The organism is Serratia sp. MF1(2023) (assembly GCF_030954545.1).
Taxonomy (GTDB): domain Bacteria; phylum Pseudomonadota; class Gammaproteobacteria; order Enterobacterales; family Enterobacteriaceae; genus Serratia; species Serratia sarumanii.
The window spans coordinates 1-21471 of record NZ_JAVHUX010000047.1 but is presented as its reverse complement, the minus strand read 5'-3'; the positions used below and the strand labels follow the sequence as shown (position 1 = coordinate 21471).

The 21471-nt window shown below is 59.9% G+C and carries 20 protein-coding genes, 1 tRNA gene and 1 rRNA gene; 8 read left to right on the top strand and 14 right to left on the bottom strand.

What is annotated here, in order from left to right:
* Positions 1-53: 53 nt before the first annotated feature.
* Positions 54-1253 (bottom strand): S-methyl-5-thioribose kinase, encoded by a 1200-nt coding sequence (gene mtnK, locus REA38_RS22920; RefSeq protein ID WP_308886694.1) that lies wholly within the window; start codon positions 1251-1253, stop codon positions 54-56.
* A gap of 146 nt (positions 1254-1399) precedes the next feature.
* Here mtnK and mtnA point away from each other — a divergent pair, with 146 nt between their 5' ends.
* Positions 1400-2428, top strand: coding sequence for an S-methyl-5-thioribose-1-phosphate isomerase (mtnA, locus tag REA38_RS22915; protein WP_049196503.1), 1029 nt, complete (start codon positions 1400-1402; stop codon positions 2426-2428).
* A 17-nt stretch (positions 2429-2445) separates the two neighbouring features.
* On the opposite strand, the gene REA38_RS22910 is transcribed toward mtnA, so the two are convergent.
* The 3 genes from REA38_RS22910 to REA38_RS22900 are packed head-to-tail and all read right to left on the bottom strand — an operon-like array spanning position 2446 to position 4285.
* Positions 2446-2988, bottom strand: coding sequence for an acireductone dioxygenase (locus tag REA38_RS22910; RefSeq protein WP_015376726.1), 543 nt, complete (start codon positions 2986-2988; stop codon positions 2446-2448).
* Positions 2985-3674, bottom strand: coding sequence for an acireductone synthase (gene mtnC, locus REA38_RS22905; protein ID WP_049233710.1), 690 nt, complete (start codon positions 3672-3674; stop codon positions 2985-2987). The genes REA38_RS22910 and mtnC overlap by 4 nt, the downstream gene beginning before the upstream one ends.
* The gene (locus REA38_RS22900; RefSeq protein ID WP_060387315.1) at positions 3671-4285 is read right to left on the bottom strand and encodes a methylthioribulose 1-phosphate dehydratase; all 615 of its coding nucleotides are present in this window, start codon (positions 4283-4285) and stop codon (positions 3671-3673) included. Before REA38_RS22900 ends, mtnC begins: the two co-directional genes overlap by 4 nt.
* Before the next feature lie 164 nt (positions 4286-4449).
* Between REA38_RS22900 and REA38_RS22895 the strand changes: the two genes are divergently transcribed.
* Both REA38_RS22895 and REA38_RS22890 read left to right on the top strand, forming a co-directional pair.
* Complete coding sequence (locus tag REA38_RS22895) at positions 4450-5610, top strand: pyridoxal phosphate-dependent aminotransferase (RefSeq protein ID WP_308886693.1); 1161 nt, start codon at positions 4450-4452, stop codon at positions 5608-5610.
* Positions 5598-6371 carry an amidohydrolase gene (locus REA38_RS22890; protein WP_060387314.1) on the top strand — a complete coding sequence of 258 codons (774 nt, stop codon included), beginning with the start codon at positions 5598-5600 and terminating at the stop codon, positions 6369-6371. The genes REA38_RS22895 and REA38_RS22890 overlap by 13 nt, the downstream gene beginning before the upstream one ends.
* Here REA38_RS22890 and hpxK read toward each other — a convergent pair.
* The 4 genes from hpxK to REA38_RS22870 form a co-directional block, all read right to left on the bottom strand.
* On the bottom strand, positions 6363-7616 hold the full coding sequence (gene hpxK, locus REA38_RS22885) for an allantoate amidohydrolase (RefSeq protein WP_308886692.1): 1254 nt from the start codon (positions 7614-7616) through the stop codon (positions 6363-6365). The two genes, REA38_RS22890 and hpxK, sit on opposite strands and share 9 nt — an antisense overlap.
* Entirely contained in the window at positions 7613-8857 is a 1245-nt protein-coding gene (locus REA38_RS22880) for an alanine--glyoxylate aminotransferase family protein (protein ID WP_033649944.1), read from the bottom strand. The genes hpxK and REA38_RS22880 overlap by 4 nt, the downstream gene beginning before the upstream one ends.
* A gap of 208 nt (positions 8858-9065) precedes the next feature.
* On the bottom strand, positions 9066-9905 hold the full coding sequence (locus REA38_RS22875) for a MurR/RpiR family transcriptional regulator (RefSeq protein ID WP_308886690.1): 840 nt from the start codon (positions 9903-9905) through the stop codon (positions 9066-9068).
* Positions 9906-10041: 136 nt separating this feature from the next.
* Positions 10042-10920, bottom strand: a complete 879-nt coding sequence (locus REA38_RS22870) for a siderophore-interacting protein (protein ID WP_041033385.1) — start codon at positions 10918-10920, stop codon at positions 10042-10044.
* A gap of 229 nt (positions 10921-11149) precedes the next feature.
* Here REA38_RS22870 and REA38_RS22865 point away from each other — a divergent pair, with 229 nt between their 5' ends.
* Entirely contained in the window at positions 11150-13390 is a 2241-nt protein-coding gene (locus REA38_RS22865) for a TonB-dependent siderophore receptor (RefSeq protein WP_308886688.1), read from the top strand.
* A 105-nt stretch (positions 13391-13495) separates the two neighbouring features.
* Here the strand turns inward: REA38_RS22865 and REA38_RS22860 are convergent.
* Positions 13496-13572, bottom strand: a tRNA-Asp gene (locus REA38_RS22860).
* Positions 13573-13716: 144 nt separating this feature from the next.
* Positions 13717-14460, bottom strand: coding sequence for a DNA polymerase III subunit epsilon (gene dnaQ, locus REA38_RS22855; protein ID WP_004930195.1), 744 nt, complete (start codon positions 14458-14460; stop codon positions 13717-13719).
* A gap of 72 nt (positions 14461-14532) precedes the next feature.
* Here dnaQ and rnhA point away from each other — a divergent pair, with 72 nt between their 5' ends.
* Positions 14533-15000, top strand: coding sequence for a ribonuclease HI (rnhA, locus tag REA38_RS22850; RefSeq protein WP_033649910.1), 468 nt, complete (start codon positions 14533-14535; stop codon positions 14998-15000).
* On the opposite strand, the gene REA38_RS22845 is transcribed toward rnhA, so the two are convergent.
* The gene (locus REA38_RS22845; RefSeq protein ID WP_033637192.1) at positions 14997-15716 is read right to left on the bottom strand and encodes a class I SAM-dependent methyltransferase; all 720 of its coding nucleotides are present in this window, start codon (positions 15714-15716) and stop codon (positions 14997-14999) included. The genes rnhA and REA38_RS22845 overlap by 4 nt on opposite strands.
* A 44-nt stretch (positions 15717-15760) precedes the next feature.
* Between REA38_RS22845 and gloB the strand changes: the two genes are divergently transcribed.
* Both gloB and mltD read left to right on the top strand, forming a co-directional pair.
* Positions 15761-16516, top strand: coding sequence for a hydroxyacylglutathione hydrolase (gene gloB, locus REA38_RS22840; RefSeq protein ID WP_308886687.1), 756 nt, complete (start codon positions 15761-15763; stop codon positions 16514-16516).
* A gap of 71 nt (positions 16517-16587) precedes the next feature.
* Complete coding sequence (gene mltD / locus REA38_RS22835; protein ID WP_033653353.1) at positions 16588-17973, top strand: murein transglycosylase D; 1386 nt, start codon at positions 16588-16590, stop codon at positions 17971-17973.
* A gap of 52 nt (positions 17974-18025) precedes the next feature.
* Here mltD and REA38_RS22830 read toward each other — a convergent pair whose 3' ends face one another.
* Entirely contained in the window at positions 18026-18820 is a 795-nt protein-coding gene (locus tag REA38_RS22830) for an endonuclease/exonuclease/phosphatase family protein (RefSeq protein ID WP_308886685.1), read from the bottom strand.
* Between the two features lie 331 nt (positions 18821-19151).
* On the opposite strand from REA38_RS22830, the gene yafC reads away from it, so the two are divergent.
* On the top strand, positions 19152-20039 hold the full coding sequence (gene yafC, locus REA38_RS22825; RefSeq protein WP_060429497.1) for a DNA-binding transcriptional regulator YafC: 888 nt from the start codon (positions 19152-19154) through the stop codon (positions 20037-20039).
* 44 nt (positions 20040-20083) lie between these two features.
* Here yafC and dkgB read toward each other — a convergent pair whose 3' ends face one another.
* Both dkgB and rrf read right to left on the bottom strand, forming a co-directional pair.
* Positions 20084-20887 (bottom strand): 2,5-didehydrogluconate reductase DkgB, encoded by an 804-nt coding sequence (dkgB, locus tag REA38_RS22820; protein WP_049213734.1) that lies wholly within the window; start codon positions 20885-20887, stop codon positions 20084-20086.
* Between the two features lie 383 nt (positions 20888-21270).
* Positions 21271-21386: ribosomal RNA gene (rrf, locus tag REA38_RS22815) — 5S ribosomal RNA — on the bottom strand.
* Positions 21387-21471: the final 85 nt, after the last annotated feature.

The window sequence follows — 21471 nt, the reverse complement described above, 5'->3', positions numbered from 1 at the left end:
CGCCCCGCCCGTTGGCTGATGGTGTCAGGCAAGATCCACGAGCATCCGCCTTTTTAGCCCTGCTGACGAATGCGCGCCAACAGGGCGTCAATATGCTCGATCTGCGGCGCATTGACGATCAGCGTGCGCCCCAATCCCAGCGCATGGCGCTGACAGTCGAGGCGCATATCAGCGTCGGCGATGCTGTCCAGATCGGCGACGTGCGCCAGGCCGATGGTGCGCCGAATCAGTTCGGTGCCGCAGTACCCGACCGCATCGGTCCAGACCTGTAGCAGGAACAGCTCGGCGTAACCCGGCGTCGCCAGCGCCGCATCCCGGCTTTGCTGATGGCACAAAGCCAAAAAGCGATCGGCGAAGATCAGCCATAGCTCGCGCACATCCTGCAGGCGCTGCTCGCGCCCGGCGGCGGCGTCGCGCGGCCCGAACAGCCCCGGCAGCCCGCAATAGTTGAGCAGCAGGTTGCCTAACGCAGTACCGATATCGAAACCGATCGGGCCGTAGAAGCCGAATTCGGCGTCGATTGCTTTCAACCGGCCTTCCGCCACGAAGATCGAACCGCTGTGAATATCGCCGTGCAACAGCGCCTCCGCCTTGCTGAGGAAGCGATGTTTCAGGCCGGCGACCGCCAACTTCAGCGACGCATCCTCGCGCAGCGCCTGCACCTGCGGCAACAGCGCCACCTCGAACTGATTGCGCTCATGGTCGATATAGGGATCGGTAAAGAACAGGTCTTCGGTGATCTGGCACAGTTCGGGGTTAGTGAAACGTCTGACTTCCGCCTTCTTCTGCTGCGCCGACTGATAAAAATCGGAGGTGTGGAACAGCGTCTGCGCCAGGTATTCCGCCAACTGCCCGGCCGCCAGCGGGTGATAGTTGCCCTGTACCAGCTCACTGCGCCAGATGCGATGATCGGAGAGATCTTCCTGCACCATCACCGCCAATTCGGGATCGTGATGCAAGACTTTTACCGTATGCCGCGGGCAGAAACCGCCGTGAACCCGCAGCGTTTCCGCTTCGATGCGCGCCCGATCCAGCGTCAGCGGCCAGGATTCGCCCACGCAGCGCACGTAGGGCAGCGCCTGTTTGACGATCACCCGGCTCACGCCTTCGCGATCGCGGATCTTGAACACCAGGTTCAGGTTGCCGTCACCGATCTCGTCGGCGCTCACCAGCGCCTGCGGATCGGCCACCTGCCCGTATTGGCGGGCATATTCAACGGCATCGGCAGCCGTAAACGTACGATAAAGCGACATTCCCCAACCCCTCTGTTCTCTCTCACTGACCCCAGCGATTCTGTTTATTTAGACGTAAAAGCATTTGGACGTCTATACATCTGGAAGTCATGTTGGCAGAATAGCGTTTCAGATGCAATAACCACGCAACAAGGAATTAACCGCCGATGCAAGCGCTTAACACCACCAGCTTGACCCTGCAGGACAACCGCCTTTGGATCCTCGATCAGCAAGCCCTGCCGCAGGAAAAGCGGTGGCGCGCCTGCGACAGCGTGGAGGAACTGGTCGGGCACATTCACAGCCTGCGGGTGCGCGGCGCGCCGCTGATCGGGCTGTCCGCCAGCCTGCTGTTGGCGCTGCTGGCGGAACGCGGTCTGCCGCGCGCCGAGCTGGAACAGGCGCTGCACACGCTGCGCGCCGCCCGCCCGACGGCGGTCAACCTGATGAATAATCTGGATCGCATGAAGCTGGCGCTGGCGGAGCCTGACTGGGCGCCGGCGATGGTGAACGAAGCGCTGCGGTTGGTGGAAGAAGATCGCCGATTGTGCGATCGCATCGCCGATCACGGCGCTGGGCTGGTCAAGCCCGGCAGCCGCCTGCTGACCCACTGCAATACCGGCGGATTGGCCACCGCCGGCGTCGGCACCGCCATCGGCGTGCTGCTGCACGCCCACCGGCAGGGCAAAGTGCAACAGGTATGGGTCGATGAAACCCGGCCGCTGCTGCAGGGCGGCCGTCTGACCGCCTGGGAATTGGGCGAGCTGGGCATTCCCTATCGCCTGATCTGCGATTCGATGGCCGCCAGCCTGATGGCGCAGGGCCAGGTCGATGCGGTATGGGTCGGCGCGGATCGCATCGCCGCCAACGGCGACGTTGCCAACAAGATTGGCACCTACAGCCTGGCGGTGCTGGCGCACTATCACGGCATCCCGTTCTACGTGGCCGCCCCGCACACCACTCACGATCCGCACTGCCCGGACGGCGCAGCCATCCCGATCGAGCAGCGCGCGGCGGCCGAAGTCACCGGCGTTTCAGGTAGCTTCGGCGCCTGCCAGTGGGCGCCGAACGATGCGCCGGTCTACAATCCGGCGTTCGACGTCACGCCGGCGAAGCTCATCAGCGGATGGATATTCGACAGCGGCGTGATTACGCCGCAGCAGGTTGAAGCGGGGATTTTCCAGCGGGCGTTGGGTTAACGCCCGCCCATCGGCACTCAGTCCAAACGCGGATAAGCATCGGCGATCTTGTCGCCGGTGAAATGCGCCACCCAGCCTTCCGGGTTGTCGAACACCCGGATCGCGGTGAAATGCGGCGCCGATCCCATATCGAACCAATGGCGGGTGTTGGCCGGCACCGAGATCAGATCGTTCTTTTCACACAGGATCTGAAAGATCTTGCCGTCCAGATGCAGGCAAAACAGCCCTGCGCCCTCGACGAAAAAGCGCACTTCATCTTCGCCGTGCGTATGTTCGGACAGGAATTTTTCACGCAGCGCCTGGCGCTGCTCATGGTCCGGCCGCATGCTGATCACGTCCCAGCTCTGGTAACCCTTTTCCGCCACCAGCCGGTCGATCTCATGCTGGTAGGCCGCGATCACCGCCTCCGGCTGCGGATTGTCGCCCAGCTCGCGATCCGCCTGCCAGCGCTCAAAGCGCACGCCGATCTGCGCCAACTGCCGCTGGATCTCCTGCGCATCACGGCTCTGCCACAGCGGTTGCTGCGGCGCTGTATCGCTGAAAATGGTCAATCCACTCATGAGACGAACTCCCCTAAATCGATGCGATCAAAACGGTTAACCTGCGGATGCCGGCTCTGCGCGTCCGCCTCATCGCGGATCAGCTGGCAGGTATGCCAGCCGGCGGCCTGCGCCGCATCCAGCTCCTGGCGGATGTCGGACAAAAACAGCAGCTCGTCGGGCGCGATGCCGATAGCCTGCGCGATGTTGCGGTACGACGCGGTTTCACGCTTGGCGCCGACGTGCGTATCGAAATAGCCACTGAACAGCGGCTGCAGATCGCCCGCGTCGCTGTGGCCGAACAGCAGCTTCTGCGCCTCCACCGAACCGGAGGAATAGACGTAGAGCTTCACCCCTTGCCGCTGCCAGGCGGCCAACTGCCCGGCGACTTCCGGATACAGATGCCCGCGGAAATCACCCTCGCGGTAGCCGCTGCGCCAGATGATGCCCTGCAGCGCTTTGAGTGCGGTGGATTTGCGGTCTTCATCCATAAAGCGGTACAGCGCGGCGATCAGCACGTCGAGATCGGCCTGCGGTTGGCCAATTTCAGCGCGCAGCGCCGCCAGCGGTGCGGCGACTTCGCTCTCAGCGGCATGGCGGCGCACAAAATCCGCCAGCCGTTCGCGGGCGTAAGGAAACAGTACCTGATGCACGAAGCGAATATCGCTGGTGGTGCCTTCAATATCAGTCACGATGGCGCGGATCATTTCGCCTCCAGTAAACGGCGTTGCAGTTCACACTGGAACAAGAATTCCAGCCCTTCAAGATGGCGGCGAGCTTCCGCCACCTGGCTTCCCCAGCAATACAGACCGTGGCCGCGCACCAGAAAGCCGTATTGCAGCGGCGTGGCCTCGGCATAGGCCGCCACGCGCGCCGCCAGCCGAGGGATATCCTGATCGTTGTCGAATATGGGGATCGCCACGCGGTCCAGGTGGCTGCGCTGGCCGGCCAGCGACTTCTGCATTTCGTACCCCTGCAGCACCAGCGCATCGCCGCGTTCCACCCGCGACAGGACGGTAGCGTTGACGGAATGGGTATGCAGCACCGCGCCGATATGTGCAGACAGGCGATAGAGCAGCGTATGCAGCCCGGTCTCCGCCGACGGCGTGCGGCCGCTCGGCACATGATTGTCGGCAATATCCACCCGCAGAAAATCGGCGGCGCTCAGGCTGCCCTTGTCTTTGCCGGACTCGGTGACCAGGCACTGACGTTCGTCCAGGCGCAGCGACATGTTGCCGCCGGTCGCCGGGCACCAGCCTTTGTCGCCAATCCAGTGGCAGGCCGCCAGCAATGCGGTAAGTTGCGGATTCTCCGTCATTATTATCGTTTCCCGTTCGGTAAGGCGGCCGGCAGATGAGGCTTGGCCTGCCGCGTGGCGGGCTAAGCACTTTTTCGCATTTAGCCATCTAAGCGTCTTGATTGCCAAATACTAGCATCGTGTTATATTGACGGCAATATAAGCGCCAGGAGTATTCACCCGCTATGAGCACTTTCGCATTGATTCCCGAAAGCAAACTGCCCTCGCTGGGCACCACCATCTTTACCCAGATGAGCGCGCTGGCGCAGCAGCACCAGGCGATCAACCTGTCGCAGGGCTTCCCCGATTTCGACGGCCCGGACTACCTGAAAGAACGCTTGGCCTGGCACGTCGCCCAGGGCGCCAACCAATATGCGCCGATGACCGGCGTGGCGCCGCTGCGCGAAGCCATCGCCGACAAAACCGCCGAGCTGTATGGCTGGCAGCCGGACGCCGGCAGCGAAGTGACCGTCACCGCCGGCGCCACCGAAGCGCTGTTCGCCGCCATCAGCGCGCTGGTGCGCCCCGGCGACGAGGTGGTCTGTTTCGATCCCAGCTACGACAGCTATGCGCCGGCGGTGACGTTGGCCGGCGGCATACTCAAACGCATCGCCCTGCAGCCGCCCGCGTTTGCCGTGGATTGGCCAGCGTTCGCCGCCGCGCTGTCGCCGCGCACCCGCCTGGTGATCGTCAACACGCCGCACAACCCGTCCGCCACCGCCTGGCAGGCGGAAGACATGCAGCAGCTGTGGCACGCTATCGCCGAACGCGAAATCTACGTGCTCAGCGACGAGGTTTACGAACACATCTGCTTCGCCAAAGGCGGGCACGCCAGCGTGCTGGCCCACCCGCAGCTGCGCCAGCGCGCGATCGCGGTGTCCTCTTTCGGTAAAACCTTCCACATGACCGGTTGGAAAGTGGGCTATTGCGTGGCACCCGCCGCGCTGAGCGCCGAGGTGCGCAAAGTGCATCAATACCTGACCTTTTCGGTCAATACCCCGGCCCAGCTGGCGCTGGCGGATAGCCTGCGCGCCGAGCCGGAGCACTGGCGACAGCTGCCGGCGTTCTATCGCGCCAAACGCGACCGCTTTGTGCAGGCGCTGGCGAGCAGCCGACTGGAAATTTTACCCTGCGCGGGTACATACTTCTTGCTGGCGGACTACGGCGCCATCTCCGATCTGGACGATGTGGCGTTCTGCCATTGGTTAACCGAGCACGTGGGCGTGGCGGCCATTCCGCTGTCGGTCTTCTGTGCCGATCCTTTCCCCCATAAATTGATCCGGCTGTGCTTCGCTAAACAGGACGCCACGCTGGATGCAGCTGCGGAGCGGTTATGTCGACTTTAAAAATTACCCTGTTGCAGCAACCTTTGGTCTGGCGCGACGGCCTCGCCAATCTGGCCGCCTTCGACGCGTTGCTGGCGCCGATCGCCGGCCGCGATCTCATCGTCTTGCCGGAGATGTTCACCACTGGCTTCGCCATGGATGCCGGCGAGAGCGCCCTGCCCGAACAGCAGGTGATCGACTGGCTGCACGGTTGGGCGGTGAAAAGCCACGCGTTAATCGGCGGCAGCGTGGCGCTGAAAACCGACGAGGGCGCGGTCAACCGTTTCCTGCTGGTGGAGCCGGGTGGCCAGGTACACGCCTATGACAAACGCCACCTGTTCCGCATGGCCGGCGAACACCTGCACTACCGGGCCGGCAACCGGCGTGAAATCTTCGAATGGCGCGGCTGGCGCATCCTGCCGCAGATCTGCTACGACCTGCGTTTCCCGGTTTGGGCGCGCTATCAGCAGGATTACGATCTGGCGCTATACGTCGCCAACTGGCCGGCGCCGCGCAGTCACCATTGGCAAACGCTGCTGGCGGCGCGGGCGATTGAAAACCAGGTGTATGTGGCGGGCTGCAACCGGGTGGGCGACGATCCCAACGGCCTGAGCTACAGCGGCGACAGCCTGATCATCAGCCCTCAGGGCGAGATCCTGGCGGATGCGGAGCCAGGCGCGGCCACGCGGCTGGACGCCGAGCTGTCGCTGGAAACCCTGCAGAGTTACCGCAGCGCCTTCCCGGCCTGGCGCGACGCCGACAGCTTTCTGCGTTTAGACTGACTCCCCCTTTTCCCAGCTGGCGATCGTCAGGCAATAGGCCTGGATCGCCAGCGCCACGTCCGCCTGCCGCACCGCTTCGGCCGGATGATGGCTGACGCCGCCGGCGCAACGCACGAACAGCATGCCGACCGGCCAGTGCGCCGCCACGGCGATGGCGTCGTGCCCGGCGCCGCTCGGCAGCGCCAGGCTCCTCCCCTGTACCTGCTCGACGGCCGCCTGCCAGCATTGCTGCAGCTCGCTATCGCAGGCAGTGGCGTCAATGCGGTAAAACTCTTCACTGGCGAAGCGCACGCCGCGGCGTACGCAGATCGCCTGCGCCTGCGCCAGCAACGCCGTCAACAGCGCCGCCAGTTGCGCATCCTGCGGGCCGCGGACGTCGAGCGTCAATCGCACTTCGCCGGGGATCACGTTGACCGCGCCCGGCAGGCATTCAATACACCCCACGGTGGCCACCAAATGCGGATCGGCGGCGCGGGTCAGCGTTTCGACCGCCGTTATCCATTCCGCCGCGGCCGCCAACGCGTCTTTGCGCTGCACCATAGGCACCGTGCCGGCGTGGCCCGCTTCACCGCTGAAAGTGCAGGTAAGCCGGCGCGCGCCATTGATCGCCGTCACCACGCCCAGCGCCAAATCGGCCGCCTCCAGGCACGGGCCTTGTTCGATATGCAATTCGAGATAGGCGCGAATTTCGTTTGGCGCGCGACGCGCCTGTGCGATCGCCGCCGGATCCAGCCCAAAATCGCGCATGGCCTGCGCGATGCTCACCCCGTCGGCATCCGTCTGCGCCAGCCACTCCTGCGGCCATTGGCCGGTCAGCCCGCGGCTGCCGAGCAGCGTGACGCCAAAGCGCGCGCCCTCTTCGTCGGCAAAACCGATCACCTCCAGCGCCAGCGGCAATCGACGCCCCTGGCGGTGATAGTGCGCCACCGTCTCCAGCACCGTGAGCACGCCGAGCATGCCGTCATAACGCCCGGCGTTACGCACCGTGTCCAGATGCGAACCGAGCAGCAGCGCAGGGGCAGCGGGCGTGAGCCCTTCATAACGGCCGCAGATATTACCGACGCTGTCCTGCCAAACCTGCATGCCACTCTCGCGCATCCATTCACCCACCAGAGCGTTGGCGCGCCGATGTTCCGCAGACAGATAAAGACGCGTCAATTTACCGGGCTCCGCGCTGATCGCCGCCAGCTCGTCACAGCGTGCCATCACCCGTGCGGCAGCCTGCTGCGCCTCCAGCGGCGTCATTCAAGCCGTCCTGCATCGTACAGGTCCCAGGCCGCCTGGAGGGCCTCCCCCTGTTGTGTGGCGAAGCCCAACCGGTTCAACACCGCCTCCAGTGCCGCCAGCGTTTGCAGCACGCAATCCTTGCGCGCGTTGTAGCCCATGGTGCCGATGCGCCAGATCTTGCCCTGCAGCGGGCCGAACGAGGTGCCGATTTCGATGGCGAAGTCGTTCAACATCATCTGCCGCACCTGTTCGCCGTGCACCTGCGGCGGGATCATCACGCCGAGCACGTTATTCATGCGGTGTTCGAGATCGCCGAACACCGCCAGCCCCATGCCCCGGATGCCCGCCAGCATCGCCGCGCCATGCAGCCGGTGGCGGGCGATGGCCTGATCCAGCCCTTCTTCAAGGATCACCCGCGCACATTCGCGCGCTGCGAACAACATGCTGGTGGCTTCGGTATGGTGATTCAGGCGTTCCGGTCCCCAATAATCCATGATCATGCCGATGTCGAAATAGTTGGAGTAAATCATCTCGTCGTCGCCGTCGGCATGCTCGGCGGTGCGGATCCCCGCCTCCACGCATTTACGGCGGCGCACAATCTCTTCAAACTGCGGGCTGAGAGTGACCGGCGAGCTGCCGGAGGGGCCGCCCAGGCACTTCTGCAGCCCGGCGGAGACCGCATCCAGCCCCCAGGCATCGGTCTCCAGCGGATTGCCGCCGAAGGAAGCCGTCGCGTCGGTGTAGAACAACACGCCGTGGCGGCGGCAGATATCGCCCAGCTCATGCAGCGGCTGCAGCATGGTGGTGGAGGTATCGCCCTGCACCGTCAGCAGCAGGCGCGGGCGCACTCGCTTAATCGCGTCTTCGATGCGATCGGCGCTGAACACCTCGCCCCACGGCGCCTCAATCGTGTGCACCTCGGCGCGGCAGCGGCGGGCAATCTCGCACAGCAGATGCCCGAAACGGCCGAAGACCGGCACCAGCACCTTATCGCCCGGCCGAATGGCGGAAACCAGCAGCGCCTCGATACCGGCGCGCGAGGTGCCGTCCACCAGCATCGTCCAGCGGTTTTCGGTGCGGAACAGCGCACGATACAGCGCCATAACCTGATTCATGTAACCGGTCATCGCCGGATCGTACTGGCCGATCAGCTGGCTCGACATGGCGCGCAGCACGCGCGGATCGGCGTTGATCGGCCCCGGCCCCATCAGCAGGCGTGCCGGCGGGTTAATCTGATCGAATTGCGAGATATCCAACATGTTCATTCCCTGTCAGCTTAGTAAGTTATTGAGTTATGCCGTCAGCGTCGACATGACGTTTGTTTGCTGCCCAACAGCCTACTCCCGATAGGGATTCAGTTGAAACAAAAGATTCTTATGATCAATTAATGAAACCAAAGTAACGCAATGAGGTGACCGATCCGCCTTAAACGGCGGAGGGTGAAGGAAGGGAAATGACCTGCCGCGCTTAACGCAGCTCCAGTTCGTCCAGCGCCTGGAACAGTTCGGCGACGTGATGAATGCGCTGCCGCCCCTGCGCCAGCCGCTCATGCAGCAACGCATTGCTGAGCAGGCTGGCCAGGCTCATGGCGGCGGCATAGCTGTCGAACGCCGACACGCTGTCGAGCGGCACGGTCAAGTGCCAGTTGACCAGTGGGAACAACGCCTGCGCCTGCGGTTCGCAGATCAGCAGCGTCGGCACCCCGCGGCTTTGCAACAGCGCCAGCAGCGCCTTTATCTGGCGCGGCCGGCGACGGAACGCCACCACCACCGCCATGTCCTGCGGCGTCAGCCCCGCCAGATCTTCCGCCAGCGTCTGCCCCGGCTGCGGCGCCAGCAGCACCTGCTCCCGCACCTGCATCAGCTGCTGGCGCAGGTGCATCGCCACCGGATAGCTGTTGCGCAGCCCCAGCAGCATCACGCTTCGCGCCTGCGCCAGTGCGACGATCGCCGCGCTGAACTGTACCGCATCGATCTGCTTTACCCAGCGGGTGAGGTTGGCCATTTCCTGCTTACAGTGCCGCGCCAACAGCGTATCGCCCTGCACCGCATCGCGGCTGTCGGTCAGCGGCATGCCGCTTTGGCGCAGGGTACGCAGCTCATCGCGCATGGCGCGGTAGTTGGGGTAGCCCAGCCGTTTGAACAAGCGGCTGACCGTGGCTTTGGAAACGCCGCTCAGACGCGCCAACTCGGCGCTGTTGTAGCCGATCAAATCGTCATAGTGATCGAAGATGAAGTCGGCCACCCGCTGCTCCTGCGGCGTCAGCTGTGGGTAGTCGCGGCGCAGGCGTTCGTCGAACCGTTGCATTATCGTTCTCGCTGTAACCTTCGTTTCAGCGGAACATAACACGGTCGAACTACCCGCTGGCAAGCGATTATTCGTTGAGGGGGAATAGCAGCGGCATGCCCTGCTCCAGCGTTAATGCCGGAAAAGGGCCGCGCGTTCAGCACCAATAGGCCATGAAGTTGACGGTAGCGCGATCCAGATCGCGTTCGCCGATCAGATAACGCCGCAGCGTTTTCACCGTGGAAGACTCGGCCGCCACCCAGGCATAAAAAGCGTTACCGCCGGCCGCCCGCTCCCAAAGCACCTCATCGCTCAGGCTGCTTTCCGCCAGGGACTGCGCCTGCGCACACGCCGACGCGGGGATATCGACCCGCTGGCGCACCGCCTCCACCAGCAGCGTACCGTGCGCCAACTGGCGGCCCACGTCGCGCGGCAGCCAGTAAACCTCGGCGAACGGGAAACGGGCCAAATCCAGGCAATCCCCCGCCACCGGCACTTCGAAGAACGCCTGCACCCGCGGCGGATTGGCCTGCTGCGCCAGCTGCTCCAGAATGCCCATCGCCGCCGGCACCGCCGTCTCATCGGCGATCAACAGCGCCTGCTGCAACTGCGCCGGCGGCGCCCATTCGTAGCCGCCGCTGTCGCCGCCGAACTCGCCGTTGGGCGCGACCGTCTGAATGGCGTCACCCGGCTCGGCGTGGGTCGCCCAGGCGGAAGCCGGGCCGTTCACACCATGCAGCACGAATTCGACGTCCATCTGATTCTGCTCACGGCGCAGCGCACGCAGCGTATAGGTGCGCATCACCGGCCGTTGTTCTTTGGGGATCGCCATGTAATCGCCGTACCAATCCGGGCCGTTGGCCAACTGCGGGCTCTGGCCGTCCGCCGCCGGGAACAACAGTTTGATGCGCTGATCCGGCGCTTCAAGCTTCATCCGATGAATATCCGCACCTTCAAACACGCAGCGCACCAGCGAAGGTGAAATCAGCGTTTTGCTTTTCAGGGTGATATCAAAAATTCTGTAGCTGGCGGACATGTTCTCGATTCTCCGGCAACGCTGTCGCTTGCGCGTATGGCCGATCGGCTGCCGTGTTGACGGCGTGGGGTGCTCGATCGCGCAGTGGGTAAAATGTTAATAAAACTAATTAATTACGTTAATGTATCGCAAAAAATCATATCATGATTTTATTGATAACAAGAAACGTTATTGATAAAAGAAGCATTCTCAAAAATAGAGTAATAACAAAATCACCTGGGAAATAACGATGAAACGCAAACACCTTTGGGTATTGAACCCTTGTCTGCTGGCAATGCTTGCGCCGGCGGCTTGGGCAGAAGATCAGAAAACCAGCAACGAAGAGCAGTTGGTGGTCTCCGCCAGCCGTTCGCACCGCAGCGTGGCGGAAATGGCGCAGACCACTTGGGTCATCGAAAGCCAGGAGATCGAACAGCAGGTCCAGGGCGGCAAAGAGATCAAGGACATGTTGGCGCAGCTGATCCCCGGCATGGACGTCAGCGGCCAGGGCCGCACCAACTATGGCATGAATATGCGCGGCCGTTCGATGATGGTGATGATCGACGGCGTACGCCTGAACTCATCGCGCAGCGACAGCCGCCAATTGGATTCGATCGATCCGTTCAATATCGATCATATTGAGGTGATTTCCGGCGCGACCTCGCTGTACGGCGGCGGCAGCACCGGCGGCCTGATCAACATCGTCACCAAAAAGGGGCAACGGGAACCGCAGGTCGAGTTACAGATCGGCGGTAAAACCGGCTTTGGCGGCCATAACGATCACGACGAGAACGTGGCGGCGGCGGTCAGCGGCGGCAACGACAACGCCTCGGGGCGCCTGTCCGTTTCTTACCAGCGCTACGGCGGCTGGTATGACGGCAAAGGCAACGAGGTGCTGATCGACAACACCCAAACCGGCCTGCAGTATTCCGATCGCCTCGACGTGATGGGCACCGGCACCCTCAACATCGACGATCATCAACAGTTGCAGCTGACCACCCAATACTACAAAAGCCAGTCCGACGGCGACCACGGCCTGTTCCTGGGAGAAAACTTCGCGGCGGTGACCGGCAACGCCAAGGCCTACAACAGCGGTAGCTTAGATTCCGACCGCATCCCCGGCACCGAACGCCATCTGATCAACCTGCAATATTCCAACACCGATTTCCTCGGCCAGGATTTGGTGGCGCAGGTCTACTACCGCGACGAAACCCTGACCTTCTACCCGTTCCCGACGCTGGCGGGCAAAGCGCCGAACTATTACGTCAGCAGCATTGGCGCCTCGCAGCAAAAAACCGACTTCTACGGCGGCAAACTGACGTTAAACAGCAAACCTGTCGACGCGCTGACGCTGACTTACGGCATCGACGCCGAGCATGAGAGCTTCAACGCCAACCAACAGTTCTTTAACCTGGCGAAGGCGCAACAGTCCGGCGGCATGACGCTGGAGAACGCCTACAGCACCGGCCGCTACCCGAGCTATACCACCAGCAATCTGGCGTCGTTCCTGCAGGCCAGTTACGACATCAACCCGATCTTCACCCTGAGCGGCGGCGTGCGTTACCAGTACACCGAAAACAAAATCGACGACTTCGTCGGCTATAACCAGCAGCAGGCGATCGCTACCGGCGCCGCCGCCTCCGCCGACGCCATTCCGGGAGGGAAAACCGACTACAACAATGCGCTGTTCAACGCCGGCCTGTTGGCTCACCTGACCGAGCGCCAGCAAACCTGGTTCAACTTCTCTCAGGGCTTCGAGATCCCGGATCCGGGCAAGTATTACGGCAACGGCACCTACGCGCTGAACGGCGGCCACTACCAACTGCTGAAAAGCGTTAACGTCGGCGATTCCAGGCTGGAAGGCATCAAGGTCAATGCTTACGAGCTGGGCTGGCGCTATACCGGCGATAACCTGCGCACGCAAATCGCCGCCTACTACTCGCTGTCCGACAAGAGCATCGCCATCAACAAAACCGACATGACCATCAACGTCAATGCGGATAAGCGCCGCATCTACGGGGTAGAAGGCGCGGTGGATTATTTCTTTGAAGACAGCGACTGGAGCGCCGGCACCAACTTCAACGTTATCCGTTCCGAAACCAAGGTCAACGGCGAATGGAAGAAGCTGGTGGTGGATACCGCCAGCCCATCGAAAGTCACCGCCTATGTCGGCTGGGCGCCGGGCGACTGGAATCTGCGCTTACAGTCGCAGCAGACCTTCGACGTGTCGGACGACGGTGATTACACCAAGGCCAATTCCACTCAGGGCCGCAAGATCGATGGCTACAACACCCTCGATTTCCTCGGCAGCTATGCCCTGCCGGTGGGGAAAATCAGCTTCAGCGTGGAAAACCTGCTGGACAAGGAGTACACCACCGTTTGGGGCCAACGCGCGCCGATACTGTACAGCCCAACCTACGGTTCGCCTGAGCTGTACAGCTATAAAGGCCGTGGACGCACCTTCGGCTTGAACTACTCGGTGTTATTCTGAGGATAAGGGGCCGGTCTGCCGGCCCCGTTCATTGAGCCGCACCGTTTTTCATAGAGCAGAAACGACGAAGCCCTGAGTTATCGCTAACTCAGGGCTTCTGAATAGTGGCGGAACGGACGGGGCTCGAACCCGCGACCCCCTGCGTGACAGGCAGGTATTCTAACCAACTGAACTACCGCTCCGCGCCATTCCCTCTTGCGGGGGAACGAGGCGCATATTACGGACGCCTTTCGGTTCCGTCAACGCCTTTTTCTCACCAAATGAACCGTTTGCACAGTTTTTCAACGAAGGTTCATCCGCTGAGGTTTTTTTACGCAAAAACGCCGTTATTCGGCCGGCGCTCCGCGCCACAAGCAGCTGCCGCCCTTCTTCGCCACCAGATCCAGACGCGCCTCGTGCGCCTTCACTTCTTCGTCGCTGGCGTAGACCACTTTCATCGCGGTCGCCGGGCGGACAATGCGCTGAATCTCTTGCGCGGCGTCGTTTTGCTGGGTATCCCCCTCCATCTGGAAGGCTATCGAGGTCTGACCGCCGGTCATCGCCAGATAGACTTCCGCCAGGATCTCGGCATCGAGCAATGCGCCGTGCAGCGTACGCTTGCTGTTGTCTATCTCATAACGGCTGCACAAGGCATCGAGGTTGTTGCGCTTGCCCGGGAACAGGCGGCGCGCCATCAGCAGGCTGTCGGTGATGGTGCAGAAGGTCTCTGTCTTCGGGATGCCCTGCTGCAGCATGCGGAATTCGTGATCCATAAAGCCGATATCGAACGCCGCGTTATGGATCACCAGTTCGCCGCCGCGGATAAAGTCGAGGAATTCCTCGGCAACCTGATCGAAGGTCGGCTTGTCGGCCAGGAAGTCGTCGCTGATGCCGTGTACGCCGTAGGCTTCCGGATCCACCAGCCTGTCCGGCTTGATGTAAACGTGGAAATTGCGCCCGGTCAGGCGGCGGTTAATCACCTCCACCGCACCGATTTCGATAATGCGGTGCCCTTCGTAGTGCACCCCAAGCTTGTTCATACCGGTGGTTTCGGTATCGAGGACAATCTGTCTGGTGGTTGTAGAGATCATATTGCAGTGCTCACAGCGCTCGTTTATGTCAGACTTGGCTTTTATAAAACTGATAGGAAGAGTCTACCAGAGATGCTCAAACAGGTAGAAATTTTCACCGACGGCTCCTGCCTTGGCAACCCCGGCCCCGGTGGCTACGGCGCGATATTACGCTATAAGCAGACGGAAAAAACCTTCAGCGAGGGTTTTCGTCTGACCACCAATAACCGCATGGAAATGATGGCGGCGATCGTGGCGCTGGAAGCGCTGACCGTGCCCTGCGCCGTGACACTCAGCACCGACAGCCAGTATGTGCGCCAGGGCATCACCAGCTGGATCCATAACTGGAAGAAGCGCGGCTGGAAAACCGCCGACAAAAAGCCGGTCAAAAATGTCGATCTGTGGCAGCGGTTGGATCTGGCCATTCAGCGCCACGAGGTGAAATGGGAATGGGTCAAGGGCCACGCCGGCCACCCGGAGAACGAACGTTGTGACGTGCTGGCGCGCGAAGCGGCCGGTAAGCCGACGCAGGAAGACGTCGGTTACCAACCGGAAGCCTAAGGCAGTTTGCGATAGCTCTTGGTCGCGCCTACCGCGCGGCTGAGAGAAGGTTTTCTCGCCCCCAGTTTCATCGGCGTGGGCGTCAGCGGCAAGGTGCGTTTGCGCGCCACAATCACGCTCATGCAGCCCAGCGCCGGCAAATGAGTGCATAAAAACTTGCCGCCCTTGCGGTGCCATGGCAGCACGTGAAAACGCGCCTGGTACAACACCTCATAATTCAGCAGGCTGAGCCAATCCAGCAGCCGCATCTGGGTAAACATGCGGCTGACATAGGGCTGGCGGCGACGCAATCCGGGCACCAGTTTGCCCAATCCCAGCAGGCTGAACGGATTGAAGCTGCTGATAACCAACCAGCCATCGTCGATCAACACCCTGTCTACTTCACGCAGCATGCGGTGCGGATCGTCCGCATAGGACAGCGTATGCGCCAACAGGCAGGCATCCACCGACTTGGCGGCAAACGGCAGTTGATAAGCATCGGCGATCACCTGCAGCCCTTCCCCCTCCAACCCTACGTTGACCTGATGGGAAATTGCGCATTTGTCCGTGGCCAGCTCGGCGCTGAGCATGCCCATCTTCAGCAGATGGAAACCGAACAGCTTTGGCCACCAGGGTTGCAACTGCCGCTCGAGGGCTTCACGATAGTATTCCCCCCACGGCAGCTCCGCCCAGGACTGCGGGCCGGTGAGCTTTTGTAGGGTATGGGCTGGTTTCATGATTTATTATCTTCTTTCAAGCCGTTGCCAACGAGAGGTACACCATGAATCTTATCAGCATTCCCGCCTTCCAGGACAATTACATTTGGTTATTGGATGACCGGCAGGGGCGCTGCATTATCGTCGATCCGGGTGAGGCGCAGCCGGTGCTCGAAGCGCTGCAGCGCCTGCAGCTGACGCCGGCGGCGATCCTGCTGACCCACCATCATCACGATCACGTCGGCGGCGTGGCGCAGATCGTGGCGCAATATCCCGGCCTGGCTGTCTATGGGCCGCAAGAAACCGCGGACAAAGGCGCCAACCACATCGTACGCGACGGCGACACCTTTGCCATCGATGGCCGCCAATACAAGACTATCGCCGTCCCCGGCCATACGTTGGGCCATGTGGCATTCTATAGTGCCCCTTATCTGTTCTGCGGCGACACAATTTTCTCCGCCGGCTGCGGCAGGCTGTTTGAAGGCAGCGCCAAACAAATGTACGACTCATTTCAACAACTCGCGCAACTTCCCGATAACACCTTAATTTGCTGCGCGCATGAATATACTCTTTCAAATCTTAAGTTTGCGCGGGCTATTTTGCCGGAAGATCGAGAGATTGAAACATATCAACAACATGTTGAAGCGTTAAGGGCAAAAGGCCAAGCCAGCGTGCCAACCACATTGCAATTAGAGCGCAAAATTAACCTGTTTTTACGTTGCCATCACGCTGATTTACAAAATAAATTAGGCTTTAATTCACCACCGGAAAGCCTTCATTCAGTTTTTTCCGAATTACGCCTGCGGAAAGATAACTTCTGAGCTTTTAGTTGTGTTATTTGGCGAAGCAAAGTATTATTGCTCGTCTTTTAAGCAACTACATTGACACACACATGAAGGCTAAAGCGATATTTCTCGCCTCAGTCTTGCTAGTGGGTTGCCAGTCGTCCAGGCAGGACGCACCGGCGCCAGAACAGCATGCACAGAGTTTGTCTTCAGCTGGTCAAGATGGTGAAGCAGGAGAGTACACAGCAAATGGCCGAGCGAGCTCGGCGCGGTGGTTGGATAACAACAGTCCCGCCGCGCAACAGGACCTGTGGAACTTCATTAGCGACGAGCTGAAGATGGAGGTTCCGGAAAATTCCCGGATCCGTGATCAGAAAAGAAAGTACTTAAAAAGTAAGAGCTATCTCCACGATGTAACATTACGGGCAGAGCCGTACATGTACTGGATAGTCGGGCAGATTAAGAAACGTAATATGCCGATGGAACTGGTACTGCTACCCATAGTGGAGAGCGCTTTTGACCCCCACGCCACGTCAAGTGCCAACGCCGCAGGGCTATGGCAAATCGTGCCGCAAACGGGTCGCAATTATGGTTTGAAAAACAATCAGTGGTATGACGGTCGACGCGATGTCGTCGCCTCGACAACCGCTGCGCTTAACATGATGCAGCGCTTGAACCGCATGTTTAACGGCGACTGGTTACTGACCGTAGCCGCCTATAACAGTGGTGAAGGCCGCGTGATGCAAGCGGTGAAGGCAAACAAACGCCAGGGTAAGCCAACCAATTTCTGGGCATTGTCGCTTCCGCGTGAAACGTCAATCTATGTCCCGAAAATGCTGGCGCTGAGCGACATCATCAAGAACAGCAAGAAGTACGGTGTGAAACTCCCGAAAACGGATGAAACCCGTGCGCTGGCGCGTATCGATGTCGGGCAGCAGATCCAGCTGACTCAGGCGGCTGAGATGGCGGGGCTTTCAGTCACCAAGATGAAAGCGTATAACCCAGGCTACAAAAAAGGCGTTACGGCACCCAACGGGCCCCATTACATCATGGTTCCCAAAGGACATGCCGAGCAACTGAAAGACTCGCTGGCCGATGGCCAGATCGCCGTGACTCAGCCAACGACGCAGTTGGCGAAGAACAGCGGTTTGACCGGTGGCAGTTCGTATAAAGTGCGCTCCGGCGACACCTTATCGGGCATTGCCAAGCGGCTGAACGTTAAGACCAGCGATTTGCAGAGTTGGAACAACTTACGCGCCAAGAGCGCCATAAAAGTTGGGCAAACCCTGCAAGTGGCCAGCAATACTGGCGGTAACAGCAGTATTACCTATCAGGTTCGTAAAGGTGATTCGCTTGCCAGTATCGCACGTCGTCACGGCGTCGATATTAACGACGTGATGCGTTGGAATTCAACGCTCGGTAAAGGCAACAGCCTTCAACCCGGTCTGAAGTTAACCCTGTTTGTCGGCAACAAGCTGACGCCGGACACCTAAGTTTCCGGCACAAAAAAAGCACCCTTCGGGGTGCTTTTTTATTGCCTGCGATTCACCAGACGGGAGAATCTTTTTCCGGGTGGAACTCCACCAACAGCGGATTGTGATCCGACGCGCTGGTCACCAGTACCGACGCCTCTACGACCCCAAGATTGCGATAAAACACAAAGTCCAGCGGGCGGCCAAAAGCCTTACGGCGGTGATCGTCGGCGAAGCTCACTTCGCGCAGCGCCATCTCACCGGCAAAGTCATACAAGGCATTGATACGTTTGCGGCTCCAGGCGTTGAAGTCCCCGGCCATGATCACCGGCCCCCGGTGGCTGGCGATCTGCTCGCCGATCGGCCCCAGCTGCTTGCTGTAGACGTCGACTCCCAGACTAAAGTTCACCGCATGGATGTTCACCACCATCAACAGCTCGCCGTTATACAGCGGATAAACGGTGATCAGGGCCGACTTGGACAGCCGCAGCAGCGGCTCTCGCTCGCGCAGCGGGCAGCAGTAAACCGGATGAGCGGCCGCCAGCGTCATCACGCCGGAAGGGTGCTGCGGCAACACAAAGGCCGGCACCTGATCGGCCGCCAGATAGTTGGCGGTAGCGTAGCTCACCAGCTCCGGCGTAGTTTGCGCTTCTTGCAACAGCACCAGCTGCGCATCTTTGCCATGGTTTTTCAGCACCGAAAGCCAGTCGGCTCGCTGCTGTTTGAAAATATTCCACACCATAACGCGCAAGGCGCCTGTCGTCGGCAGCGCCGCCCCTGGCGGCAACGGCTGATTAACGGCGCCAGGAAAGATTCGCTTAACTGGCTGGCCTGCAACATACCTCATTGCATAAGTTCGTTTCGGCACGCGATTCGCCTATAACCCATTAGCATGAAACTGGCGATGAAGACTTCGCCAACGGTGAATTGATTATACGCCTGCCCCGCACAGAGGGCATGGCTTTTACAGGCATAACCTTTTCAGTTATAGGGGCCGCCTGCGGCGATTTCAATCTTCTGAGGGTATAGCAGTGTAAAGGTGATGCAGCAGAGGTGAAAAATGCGAAAGGGCCAGCAAAATGCAGACGGGGAAACAGGAATATGCGCAATCAGATTCCTGTGGGTGACGACGATGCTCCGACGTGTTTAAATGACGAAATCGCTAAAAATTTAGAACAGAGTTTGCCTTTGGAGCAAAAATGAAAGCGAATTCGGACGAGCTCATCACCTTCGTCACCGTAGTGGAAAGCGGCAGCTTCAGCCGGGCGGCGGAGCGCCTGCAGCAGGCCAACTCAGTGGTCAGTCGAACGGTAAAAAAGCTGGAGAGCAAGCTGGGGGTAACCCTGCTCAACCGCACGACACGCCAAATCAGTCTGACCCAAGAAGGCGAAAACTACTTTCGGCAGGTGCAGAAAGTGTTGAGCGATATGGCCGCAGCGGAAAATGCGTTGATGGAAAGCCGTCAACGCCCGCAGGGGCTGCTGCGCGTCGATGCCGCAACGCCGGTCGTCTTGCATCTGTTGACGCCGCTGGTCGCCGAGTTTCGTGAGCGCTATCCGGAAATGTCCCTGTCGCTGGTCTCTTCGGAAAACTTCATCAATTTGATCGAACGAAAAGTGGATATCGCAATCCGCGTCGGCGAGCTGACGGACTCTACGCTGAAAGCGCGCAAGCTGATGGCCAGCTATCGACGCATCCTGGCCTCCCCCGCCTACCTGGCGCAATATGGCGCGCCAAAGACGGTAGCCGACCTGGAGCACCATTGCTGCATCGGCTTTAACGATCTGCCCAATCTGAACCGCTGGCCGCTGACCTGTGCCGATGGTCGACAACTGGAGATCGTTCCGGGGCTGACCACCAACAGCGGTGAAACCCAGCGCCACCTGTGCCTACACGGCAACGGCATCGCCTGCCTGTCGGACTTTATGAGTGATGAAGACGTCAAACGCGGGAACCTGGTTCCCCTTCTGGTAGGAGACACGCTGCCACTCGAAATGCCGATCAACGCGGTGTACTACAGCGATAGCGCTGTCAGTAACCGCCTGCGCAGCTTTATCGATTTTATCAGCGATCGGCTAAAGCGCTAAAAAAGGCGCCCTCTTGGGGCGCCTGAGGTCTTCATATCTGAAGATTAGTCCCAGTTGGGTGCCAGACCTTCCGGGCTGACCAATCGGCCGTTGCTTTCAAGCGCCGCAATCTGCGCCATATCTTCGTCACTCAGCGTCAGTTGCTGCGCTAACAGGTTGCTTTCCAGGTTTTCGCGCTTGGTCGAAGAAGGGATCACCGCGTAGCCCAGCTTCAACGCCCAAGCCAGAACCACCTGTGCCGGCGTCGCATTGTGACGGGCGGCAATGCTTTTGATCGTCTCATCCTGCAACGCTTTGCCATACGCCAGCGTCATATAAGAGGTGATGGCGATACCATGTTGCCGTGCGAACGCCACCACTTTTTCATTCTGCAAGAACGGTGACAGTTCGATCTGATTAGTCGCAATCTGATCGGCGCCAACCGCATCAATCGCCTGCTGCATCAGATCGATGGTGAAGTTAGATATACCAATCTGACGAGTCAGCCCCAATCGCTTGGCTTCCAGCAGTTCAGCCATAAACTCTGCGACAGGCACCTCATCATTTGGCGATGGCCAGTGAATCAGCGTCAGATCGACATACGGGGTCTGCAGCTTGGCCAAGCTGTCTCGCAGACTGGGAATTAAGGCGCCCTTAGCCAGATTCGCGATCCAGATCTTGGTTGTGATGAACAACTCGTCACGCGGCACACCGCTAGCGGCGATAGCCTGGCCGACGGCCGCTTCGTTTTCATAGATCTGTGCGGTATCGATAGCCCGATAGCCCAATTCCAGTGCCGTGCTCACAGAGTCGATAACGACCTGATCCTGAAGGCGAAAAGTACCTAAACCAAATGCAGGGATGCTCACAATATTTGCTCTCTCATTAGTGGATAAATAGCGATGCGAGAGAGTATGGCAATATTTTTAGTGAGCAAAAACGCCAGGTTCGGCATAAGACTTTTGATCAACAGGCAACAATATTGAGGAAAGCGGCAGGAACGGCGACAAATTCGACGAGGCTTTATGAATTTTGCATATGAAAAAGCCCTGAGTCAGAGACCCAGGGCTTATCAATTAAGTGGCGGAACGGACGCGGCTCGAACCCGCGCCCCCCCGCGTGACAGGCAGGAAGTCTAACCAACTGCACTACCGCTCCACCGATTCTCTTACGTTGCCACTTTCGATGCCGGCAAGATCGCGCTCGGCGCTTGGCGCATTACCAGACGCCACGCAGAGAACGTTCAATTGATGCCTGGCAGTGTCCTCCTCTCGCATGGGGAGACCCCACACGACCATCGGCGCTACGGCGGTTCACTTCTGAGTTCGGCATGGGGTCAGGTGGGACCACCGCGCTATTGCCGCCAGGCAAATTCTGTTTCATTCCAACCGCTTCACTCTCGTGTCGCCATCAGAACCAATCTCGGAACTTCGCTGAAAATATCTTCGTCTCT

Bases quoted from the DNA above. Each gene is read 5' to 3' on its own strand.
- mtnK (WP_308886694.1), bottom strand. From the start codon at position 1,253: ATGTCGCTTTATCGTACGTTTACGGCTGCCGATGCCGTTGAATATGCC.
- mtnA (WP_049196503.1), top strand. From the start codon at position 1,400: ATGCAAGCGCTTAACACCACCAGCTTGACCCTGCAGGACAACCGCCTT.
- REA38_RS22910 (WP_015376726.1), bottom strand. From the start codon at position 2,988: ATGAGTGGATTGACCATTTTCAGCGATACAGCGCCGCAGCAACCGCTG.
- mtnC (WP_049233710.1), bottom strand. From the start codon at position 3,674: ATGATCCGCGCCATCGTGACTGATATTGAAGGCACCACCAGCGATATT.
- REA38_RS22900 (WP_060387315.1), bottom strand. From the start codon at position 4,285: ATGACGGAGAATCCGCAACTTACCGCATTGCTGGCGGCCTGCCACTGG.
- REA38_RS22895 (WP_308886693.1), top strand. From the start codon at position 4,450: ATGAGCACTTTCGCATTGATTCCCGAAAGCAAACTGCCCTCGCTGGGC.
- REA38_RS22890 (WP_060387314.1), top strand. From the start codon at position 5,598: ATGTCGACTTTAAAAATTACCCTGTTGCAGCAACCTTTGGTCTGGCGC.
- hpxK (WP_308886692.1), bottom strand. From the start codon at position 7,616: ATGACGCCGCTGGAGGCGCAGCAGGCTGCCGCACGGGTGATGGCACGC.
- REA38_RS22880 (WP_033649944.1), bottom strand. From the start codon at position 8,857: ATGTTGGATATCTCGCAATTCGATCAGATTAACCCGCCGGCACGCCTG.
- REA38_RS22875 (WP_308886690.1), bottom strand. From the start codon at position 9,905: ATGCAACGGTTCGACGAACGCCTGCGCCGCGACTACCCACAGCTGACG.
- REA38_RS22870 (WP_041033385.1), bottom strand. From the start codon at position 10,920: ATGTCCGCCAGCTACAGAATTTTTGATATCACCCTGAAAAGCAAAACG.
- REA38_RS22865 (WP_308886688.1), top strand. From the start codon at position 11,150: ATGAAACGCAAACACCTTTGGGTATTGAACCCTTGTCTGCTGGCAATG.
- dnaQ (WP_004930195.1), bottom strand. From the start codon at position 14,460: ATGATCTCTACAACCACCAGACAGATTGTCCTCGATACCGAAACCACC.
- rnhA (WP_033649910.1), top strand. From the start codon at position 14,533: ATGCTCAAACAGGTAGAAATTTTCACCGACGGCTCCTGCCTTGGCAAC.
- REA38_RS22845 (WP_033637192.1), bottom strand. From the start codon at position 15,716: ATGAAACCAGCCCATACCCTACAAAAGCTCACCGGCCCGCAGTCCTGG.
- gloB (WP_308886687.1), top strand. From the start codon at position 15,761: ATGAATCTTATCAGCATTCCCGCCTTCCAGGACAATTACATTTGGTTA.
- mltD (WP_033653353.1), top strand. From the start codon at position 16,588: ATGAAGGCTAAAGCGATATTTCTCGCCTCAGTCTTGCTAGTGGGTTGC.
- yafC (WP_060429497.1), top strand. From the start codon at position 19,152: ATGAAAGCGAATTCGGACGAGCTCATCACCTTCGTCACCGTAGTGGAA.